This is a genomic window from Pseudoalteromonas sp. BZB3 (assembly GCF_040104455.1).
Classification (GTDB): Bacteria; Pseudomonadota; Gammaproteobacteria; order Enterobacterales; family Alteromonadaceae; genus Pseudoalteromonas.
On sequence record NZ_JBECOS010000007.1, the window covers coordinates 41,888 to 51,307 of the forward strand.

Below are 9,420 nucleotides of genomic sequence, written 5' to 3' on the forward strand. Positions count from 1 at the left end.
TTACGAATGATATGAACGGAAAATTGGTAATTTCTTTTGCTTTGGTTTGATCTTAAATAAATGACGTAATTCATCATCTTGGTTGATCACATTGCTTAAGGCATTGAGTACACAGCTAGAGTTAAATGGTAAAGGACACATTTTTGCGGCTCGACTAAACACTAATGCGTTGAGATACCCTTCAAATATTGCGTGTGTAATAGGTAAAGAATGCGTGTTTAACGTTGCTCTGAACTGCTCACAAATTTTACCCTTACAAGAGGCTGGGTTTGGCACCACTTCTGTGACCATTAATTGGCTTGGTTGAGTAAGCTTACTTAATAGGCCTTCGCTGGAGGCGAATGATACAGTTGTGAATGCAAGTTTCTTGTTTTGCTTTTGTGATAACAGAATGAAGTGTGATAACGGCTCATAAGTGCCTACCATAGCAACGGCGGTGGCTTCACTGTTGCCAATTAGTTTAAGTGCTTTCTCGACTTCATTGGTATTTCTGCGAAATCGACCAACTACCTGAGGCTTTAACCCCCTCATTCTTAGTGCCGCTGTGAGGCTTTTTTGTAATGTAATACCAAATTCATCAGCTTGAATGAGTAAGGCAATTTTTGAATGGCCTAATTCATCAACCAGGTAACTAATTTGCTCTTTTGCCTCATCAAGGTAGCTGGCTCTTAGGTTAAACACTTTGAAGGTAGGTTTTTCCCTTAAAAATGCAGCACCCGTATAGGGCATAAGTAAAGGTATTTGCGTGTGCTCTAGCATGGGTTTTATGGCCGTTGTGGTTGGGGTACCCATATAACCAAATAAAGCATGTACTTTTTTATCATAAATAAAAAAGCGTGTGTTGTTGACGGTATGGTTTGGCTCATAGCCATCATCTCTCACATCGAGTTCGATAAGCGCGCCATGAATTCCACCTTGCTTGTTGAGTTGCTCAAAATAAATTCTAGATCCCGAGGCAAGTTGTTTGCCTATTTCACTGGCAGGTCCAGTTAATGCAACCGACATACCTAGCTTAATATCGAGTTGCGATCCAGAAGCCATAAGCTGGCTTGCCCACAGAAGGCAAGAAGTAAGCAAAATTGAGGGCTTAAATTTGTGCATAGATTTCTGCAACTAGATTAGATAAACATAGGTTTAGTTGTTTTTTTGAGTCAATGCATAACTCTTTCTGAATTACGTCTTTTTTATTACCTTGTAGTACTAGCTTAATTAGTAGTCGATGGGAAATAGCCGAAAGGTTGTATAGTATTTGTGGATTCTGTGACACTATTTGCCAAATCAAGGCTAAGCCTTGTTCGATATGCGCAGGTTGGTCGAGTAATATTTTTAACTGCTGTTTATACTCAGCCGAGATGAGTGAGTTGCCAGATGTTGGTTTCATTAACTGACTGACAAGTGTGTCATCTAACATTTGATACTGTGTCAGCAATTGATAAGTAAATTGCTGAGAAAAGCGTACTCGCAACTGATGCTGTTCTTCAGATAGGTTTTTATTACTTTTTAAAACAATCGCAGAATACTCACCGCTAGCTTTATCTTGTTTAAAGCCTAACTTTACAATTCGATACTCGTTCTCTTGCCAGAACTTTAATAACTGTGCGGTGCAGCCAAAACTACTGCCAAAGTAATCGACCTCATCTTGTAGCTGCTGCTCAGTGTAATTCAATAACTGCTGACCCAGCTTTTGGCTTTGAAACTCAGGTGCGATAGCGATTCTGACAACTCTGGCGGCTTTATGACTCAAAAATGTATCTTGTTGTAGCAAGTGGTAAAGCTGTTGCGGTAGCAAATGCCCTTTAGGTCGCCTGTTCTGTTGCGCAATCATTGCGATACTATCAGCATTTAAGCCGCCTTCAATGCTGACCAGACAAATACCAAGTAAATGGTTTTGCTGTTTGATTGCAAAAAGTTTGTTTTCAGGTTGGTCGAGTAATTGTCTTAGGTCATTAACGCTGGTTTGGTAATGAGCGAGCACCAATAATGAAAATGCTTGTCTGAGTAGATGCTCATCGTGCAGTAAATCTTCAGATGTAATATGAGTAAACTCGAACTGTTCAAGTTGCTTAGGTGCATTAAACTGCGCGTCTAGCGCGAATAGTTTGTTTATGCTGCTTTCTAATGGATCACACTGCTCATATCTTATAGGCGCATTTAGGGTTATTTGCTGATAGGTGGGGGAGTGTTTTGCTAAGAAACGTTTGAACCTTAGCGTATAGCCTCGACCATTACCTTCATAGCCCACTAAGGTAGATGCAAATACACAGCGCTTGAATTGATCTGCTATTTTGATGAGTGTGGGTACGGGTAAAGCTGCCGCTTCGTCAATAAGAATGATGTCATCGCTGATATTTTCTTGAAGTAACTTATCTGGTGGACAAAAGCGAAGATTAGCGAGTGTTTTCTCATTGCCTGAATATTCAACTCCGAGGGCGTTGGCCAAATGCATAAAGCTACTTTTTACTGCTTGATATTGTCGAGCACATACCACAAATGATTGCTCAGGCATTTTGCTCGCTAGTAAACCTAAAGCCGATGATTTACCACGGCCTCTATCGGCTGTAAGCAAAATATGTTGCCGAGATTTGGTGAGTAATGTAGTGAGCGTTTCAATCACTTTATCTTGCTCACCTAATCTATGGTTAAGCTCTGAAGCAGGTTTTAAACTTGGCAAAGACAGTCTTGCGTCATTAGTTTCAGAAATAATAGAGATAGGTAACTGAGTAAATAAGTGCTGCCAACGTATTAAAAATGGACTCGTTGTTAGCGATTGCTGGTGATTTTGCCAAGTTGTGATCCCTTGGTCACACCAAAAACTTAATTGTCCAAGTTCAGGTAAGACGAGCGCAAGTATTCCGCCTGCCTTTACTGTGCCACTCAGTGCCGCGAGTTTATTAGGGATAATCCCTGAGTATCCATCGTATATTGCGACCTCGAACTCTTGACCGAGAATTTGATGAAGATGCTCAGGCCATTGCGCTTGATTAAAAGCCGGTTCTTTTGACAGTGTTAAAAAAGAAGTTGTTTTGTTTGTGAGTTTATTTAACTCAGTAGCAGCCCACATTTGTGAGCCGCAAAACAACACTAACTGACGGTGCTGATTAAAAGTAAGGCGCTCAAATAGCGCCTCTAAATTATATTTTTTCGAGTCTTGCATAAGCGGTGACAAGCCATTTAGTACCCACATCGTCAAAGTTGACTTGAATACGCGATTGCGCGCCATTCCCTTCGTAGTTTAATACGGTGCCAGCACCAAACTTAGCATGTAAAACTCGTTGACCAAGGTTGTAACCGCTATCTTCAAAGGTTGCCAAAGTAATGGTGTTACTGAAGCGGCCTGTACTTGCTGGGCGCGAAACTTGCGTTTTAATGCGAATTTCTTCTACACAGTCTTCAGGGATTTCACGTAAGAAGCGCGAAGGACTATGATGTTTTTCTTGTCCATACAAACGACGGCTTTCGGCATGGCTAATATAAAGTTTATCCATTGCGCGGGTCATACCGACATAACATAAGCGGCGCTCTTCTTCTAAGCGGCCCGACTCTTCATGGCTTTGTTGTGAAGGGAACATACCTTCTTCTACACCAACCATAAATACAAGTGGGAACTCTAGACCTTTTGCCGAGTGTAAAGTCATCATTTGCACAGCATCTTCATGTTCATCAGCTTGGCCTTCACCCGCTTCGAGTGACGTGTAGGCTAAGAAGCCTTGTAGTGGCGAACTAAAGTCTTCATCAATAGGCGGTTCATATTGACCACAGGCACTGATTAATTCTTCTAAGTTTTCTACTCGAGCGCGGCCTTTTTCACCTTTTTCGGCTTGATACATTGCCATTAGGCCTGATACTTCAATGGTCTGTTTGGCTTGCTCGCTCAATTCTAGCTCATCAATTTTATCGCTGAGATGCTCGATAAGTTCAACGAATTTAGAGACGGCAGTTGCTGCTCTACCAGCTAAATGCTTTTGCTCTAGAATCGCTTTTGCGGCGTACCATAATGGCATTGATTCATTTCGAGCACAGTCACGGATATGGCTCAAGGTTTTGTCACCAATACCACGGGCTGGGGTATTAATAACTCGCTCAAATGCGGCATCATCCTGACGGTTGCATATTAAGCGTAGGTAACATAAAGCATCTTTGATCTCTTGGCGCTCGAAGAAGCGCATACCGCCATAAATACGATACTTTAAGCCTTCTTGTAACATGGCCTCTTCAAGAATACGTGACTGGGCGTTGTTACGATAAAGAATGGCGCAATCTTGTAAAGCATTACCCCCATTCAGCCAAGTTTTGATTTTACCTACCACAAAACGGGCTTCATCTAACTCATTAAAGGCAGCATAAATCGAAATAGGCTCGCCTTGGTTGCCATCGGTCCAAAGGCTTTTTCCCATTCGCTCGGCGTTGTTTTCAATCAGCGCGTTTGATGCTTTTAGAATGGTTGCCGTAGAACGATAGTTTTGTTCAAGGCGAATAGTCTCGGCATCAAAGTCATCTAAAAAGCGTTTGATATTTTCAATTTTAGCGCCACGCCAGCCGTAAATACTTTGGTCATCATCGCCTACGATCATGATATTGCTGTCACCGCCCGCCAGTAGTTTTAACCAACGATATTGAATGTTGTTGGTATCTTGGAATTCGTCTACCAACATATGACGGAAACGCTGCTGATAATGGCGCAGCAAGGTTGGCTGCTGTTGTAGCAACTCAAAGCAGCGTAATAAGATTTCAGCAAAGTCGACCAAACCCGCTCTGTCACAGGCTTCTTGATAAGCCGTATAAACGCGCAACATGAGTTGCTCGTTCACATCATAAGCTTGAATATCTTTTGGACGTTGACCTTCATCCTTACGGGCGCTGATATACCAGGCTATCTGCTTTGGCGGCCATTTCTTTTCATCAATATTCATGGCTTTCAACAGACGACGGATCATACGTACTTGGTCGTCAGTGTCTAAGATTTGAAATGCTTCTGGTAGGTTAGCTTCACGGTGATGAGCGCGAAGGATTCGGTGAGATAAACCATGGAAAGTGCCGATCCACATACCACCGACAGGTGATTTGAGCGTTTCTTCAACACGGGTACGCATTTCTTTGGCGGCTTTATTGGTAAAGGTCACAGCAAAAATACTATAAGGAGAAGCGTGCTCTACCTGCATTAACCATGCAATACGATGAACAAGTACTCGCGTTTTACCTGAGCCTGCGCCAGCCAGCACCAGCATGTTCTGCAAAGGAGCAGCTACAGCTTCGCGTTGTTTATCGTTTAAGCCGTCAATTAAATCAGAAACGTCCATTAGGTTACCTTGCCAAATCAGAATGCAGCAAAGTATACCTAGGCTAGCGTCTATTTCCCAGCAAGACACACATTTTTACTATGCGTAAAAACTTAACTTTTTGAAATATATGAAGAATGAAAATAAATTAAACTGTATAAATAACCAGTTTACTGGCCGATATATTCTTTTAAGCGATTTTGAACTTCTTCAACTAATAAGTCAGGTTGGAATTTAGATAGAAACGCATTACAGCCCACTTTTTCAACCATAGCTTGGTTAAAACTGCCACTCAAAGACGTATTCAAAATTACATAAAGATCTTTAAGGCGAGGATCATTCCTAATTTCATAGGTTAAGCGGTATCCGTCCATCACTGGCATTTCGGCATCGGTGATCACCGCAAGTATTTCTTGATTAATGTCTTTGCCTTCATCAGCCCACTTTTTCAAAATGTCCAAAGCGGCTTTGCCATCGGTAGCAGGAATAATTTCAATTCCTAACTGCGCTAGTGTGTCTGATACTTGCCGACGTGCAGTTGGTGAATCATCCGCATGAAGAATTTTCTTACCTTGAAATTCAGGCAGGATTGATTCATCTAGTATATCGTCTGATATCTGTATGTCGTAGCTAATAATCTCTGCCAGCACTTTCTCTACGTCGATAATTTCAACGAGGTGTTCTTGGCCGTCACGCTTTAGTTTTGTGAAGGCAGTAAGATAATGGTTTTTACCCACAGAACTAGGTGGAGGCATAATATCCGACCAAGTAGTATTGACGATTTGGTCAACTTTACCGACTAGAAAAGCTTGAATAGTACGGTTGTATTCAGTGATAACGAGATTGCAGTCTTCATCACGCTGACATTCTGGCAAATTGATTGCTCTGCGAAGGTCGATCACTGGGATGGACTCTCCACGAATGCTAGTTACACCACATACTTTCGGGTGCGCGTTTGGCATGATGTTTAGGTGTGGTAGCTTTACAACTTCTTTTACTTTGAAGACATTTAAAGCAAACAGATGGCGGCTATGTAAATGAAATAACAACAACTCAAGTCGGTTTTCACCCACCAGTTGAGTTCTTTGATCTACAGAAGCTAAAACACCAGCCATGTCGTTATCCTTTAGAAGAAGATAAATTCAGTATACCTAACACGAGGTAGAAATCTAATAAACCTAAAATGAGGTCGTCTATAAGTCTATCCTAGATTTATTTAAAGTGGTATTTGCAAGCAAATAGATATCGCGTATTGTGAACAAAAATCATTAAATTCAATTATTTTAGTTATGCCTCTGTATTTTAAAAAACTAGCCATGCTCTTAAGAGCACATATAGACAAAGCTAGTTGGCAGCTGTTAATGGCGGTAACAGTGTTGCATATAGCTGCGACTTGGTTACTGCTTTTAGCTGCAAACGAAACCGAGCTTTTAGGGCTCAACACCTATTTTTATTATTATGTTGTTACCACTTCAACGGTAGGATATGGCGATATGAGTGCCGTAACCCCTATGGGTCGTTTGGTCGTGGCACTATTTCAAATTCCATTTGGCTTAGCGTTATTTGGTGTTTTGCTTGGCAAAGTCGGGCAGTTAGTTACATTTTGGGTAAAAAGAGCAATGACGGGAAACAAAAACTTAGCACACTTAACTGATCACATCGTTATCTTTGGCTGGCATGAGCAGAGAACAAAAAAGATTGTTGATTACATACTTGCCGACAATAAAAGAAAAGACCGACAAATCATTCTTGCCGTTAATGATCTCGAAGAGCACCCTCTAGCTAACTATTCTGAAGTTGAATTTGCCCATCTGACGAGTTTTACAGATGAAAAAGAATTGGAGCGTATTGCGATTTCTCAAGCTGATAAAATTATTATAGATGGCAAAGATGACGATCAGACCTTCACTACTGCATTAATGATAAGCCCGTTAATAAAAGAAGCTGCACATATTAGTGCGCATTTTATCGATGAGAGTAAAGTCAGTCTGCTTCGCACTCATTGCAAGAATATTGAGTGTTCTAGTACAAAGTCAGCTGAGATCTTAGTGCGCGCTATGCAAGATCCTGGTTCGAGTCGAGTGCAAGAGGAATTACTTTCAACTTTGCATGGCGACACTCAGTTTAGTGTGCGGTTACCTGAGAATATTGCAGCACTTCCTTTCTCGGCTTTCTTTCATTACTTCAAAGAAAAGCACGATGCAATCATTTTGGGAGTTGCTCACGATCTAAATGCATTTAATATGGACTTAAATCCGCCTCTGCATTACCAAATTAAAGGCGGTGATATTCTTCACTATATTTCACCTGAGCGTATTTTACCGTCAGAAGTAAAGTGGTCAGAAATCAAATAGTATTTTTGAAGTCGTAATAATAGTAATTGTTTTGCGGTAGATAATAGCGAGCAACTATCATTGCTCGCTATTATGGTAATGTTTTAATAATAAGAACTCTTCCTCAGTGACGGGCATAATGGATAACCGGCCAGCTTTTTTGAGGGGTAAGTCGATAATTCTAGGATCTGCCTTAATCTGTTTCAGAGAGATGGGCCTTAACTTTTCTCTAAATTGAACAGTGACACCAAACCATTTTGGGGAGTCTGGCTTAGATTTTTCATCAAAGTAATCACTGCTTGGATCGAATTGGTGGGGATCAGGGTGTGCTTCTTCTATCACCTCTGCGATCCCGACAATTGCAGGCACTTTACAGCTGGAGTGATAAATAAAGATCTGATCACCGAGCTTGACATCATCTCTCAGAAAGTTTCGTGCCTGATAGTTTCTTACACCTTCCCAAAAAGTGCTTTGCTCTTGTGCATTCTTTAAATCATCAATAGAAAATGCATCGGGTTCTGTTTTGAATAACCAATAAGCCATAAAAATCTTCAGATAGTGTTTTTTAATATTGTTGATGAAATGACAAAGCTGAGCAAGGTAAATACACAATAAACAGATACGTGTAGTATGATTAAAACGTTATGTTGTTTGAGGGTAATGAGTTATGAGTCAGGTATTAGAGAATTTACTGTCACTTCTTTCATTAGAAGAAATTGAACAAGGGATCTATCGAGGGCAAAGCCAAGATTTAGGTTTTCCACAAGTCTTCGGTGGTCAGGTAATGGGGCAAGCCCTATCAGCAGCCAAATATACGTTGCCAGCAGATCGTTATGTTAATTCTTTGCACTCATACTTTTTACGTCCGGGCGATGCCAGCAAACCAATTGTTTATGATGTTGAAACTATCAGAGATGGAAGAAGCTTCAGTACGCGCCGTGTTTGTGCAATCCAATATGGTAAACCTATCTTTTATATGACAGCTTCTTTTCAGGGAGATGAAGAGGGGTTATCTCATCAAATAGAGATGCCTGATGTGCCAGCACCAGAAACCCTTAAGTCATCGCTTGAGTTTTACCAAGAACATGCAGATCTAATTCCTGAACAACTGAGAAATAAATTTACCTGCGAAATGCCTATCGAGATGCGTCCGGTAAACTTTCAGAACCCTTTTAAACCAAAAAGTACTGAAGCTAAAAGACATGTTTGGTTTAGGGCTAATGGCACAATGCCTGATGACAGACGCATACATAACTACTTATTAGCATATGCGTCAGACTTTGAGTTTTTGCCAACGGCATTGCAGCCGCACGGGCTTTCTTTCTTACAACCTAATATGCAAGTTGCAACGATAGATCATGCTATGTGGTTCCACCGTCCATTTAGAATGGATGAATGGTTGCTATATAGTGTCGATAGTCCAAGTGCGAGTGGTGGCCGTGGTTTAGTTAGGGGGCAATTCTTTAATAGACAAGGTGAGTTAGTTGCTTCAACCATACAAGAAGGCGTGATGAGACTAAGATCTAACTAGATCTTAGTTTTTAAATGCAAATAACCTGTATTAAATGTTAGCAAAAAGCGACTAAAAACAGGGTTTTGATTTCTTTTTGAGCGGTTGAACACATTTCTTAAAATTAATTGCAAAAAGGGGTTGATCAAAAAAATGATCTCCCTATAATGCGACCCCACTGACACGGGGCGAGACGCTGAAAAGCAAATCAAAACGATGTCGAGTCAAATAAAACTTAACTTTAAAAACTTTTTAAAATTAAGTGTTGACATAAAAAGTGAAGTCGTTATTATGGCGCTCC

General features: G+C 40.8%; 7 protein-coding genes. 2 read left to right on the forward strand and 5 right to left on the reverse strand.

Going from position 1 to position 9,420, the window contains the following annotated elements; genetic code table 11:
* The 4 genes from ABMY35_RS05595 to ABMY35_RS05610 all read right to left on the reverse strand — a co-directional run bounded on the left by ABMY35_RS05595 (position 1) and on the right by ABMY35_RS05610 (position 6,391).
* Positions 1-1,041 carry an ABC transporter substrate-binding protein gene (locus tag ABMY35_RS05595; protein WP_349285374.1) on the reverse strand — a complete coding sequence of 347 codons (1,041 nt, stop codon included), beginning with the start codon at positions 1,039-1,041 and terminating at the stop codon, positions 1-3.
* A gap of 46 nt (positions 1,042-1,087) precedes the next feature.
* Positions 1,088-3,220: a GNAT family N-acetyltransferase gene (locus ABMY35_RS05600; protein ID WP_349285375.1), complete on the reverse strand. Its 2,133-nt coding sequence runs from the start codon at positions 3,218-3,220 to the stop codon at positions 1,088-1,090.
* Entirely contained in the window at positions 3,132-5,297 is a 2,166-nt protein-coding gene (gene uvrD, locus ABMY35_RS05605) for a DNA helicase II (protein ID WP_349285376.1), read from the reverse strand. The genes ABMY35_RS05600 and uvrD overlap by 89 nt, the downstream gene beginning before the upstream one ends.
* 149 nt (positions 5,298-5,446) lie before the next feature.
* The gene (locus ABMY35_RS05610; RefSeq protein WP_349285377.1) at positions 5,447-6,391 is read right to left on the reverse strand and encodes a chemotaxis protein CheV; all 945 of its coding nucleotides are present in this window, start codon (positions 6,389-6,391) and stop codon (positions 5,447-5,449) included.
* 174 nt (positions 6,392-6,565) lie between these two features.
* Here ABMY35_RS05610 and ABMY35_RS05615 point away from each other — a divergent pair, with 174 nt between their 5' ends.
* Positions 6,566-7,630 (forward strand): potassium channel family protein, encoded by a 1,065-nt coding sequence (locus ABMY35_RS05615; protein ID WP_349285378.1) that lies wholly within the window; start codon positions 6,566-6,568, stop codon positions 7,628-7,630.
* Positions 7,631-7,687: 57 nt separating this feature from the next.
* Here the strand turns inward: ABMY35_RS05615 and ABMY35_RS05620 are convergent, their stop codons facing one another.
* Positions 7,688-8,152, reverse strand: a complete 465-nt coding sequence (locus ABMY35_RS05620; protein ID WP_349285379.1) for an EVE domain-containing protein — start codon at positions 8,150-8,152, stop codon at positions 7,688-7,690.
* A gap of 124 nt (positions 8,153-8,276) precedes the next feature.
* Between ABMY35_RS05620 and tesB the strand changes: the two genes are divergently transcribed.
* A complete protein-coding gene (gene tesB / locus ABMY35_RS05625) occupies positions 8,277-9,140 on the forward strand; it encodes an acyl-CoA thioesterase II (protein WP_349285380.1) in 864 nt (287 codons plus the stop codon).
* The last annotated feature ends 280 nt before the right edge of the window (positions 9,141-9,420 follow it).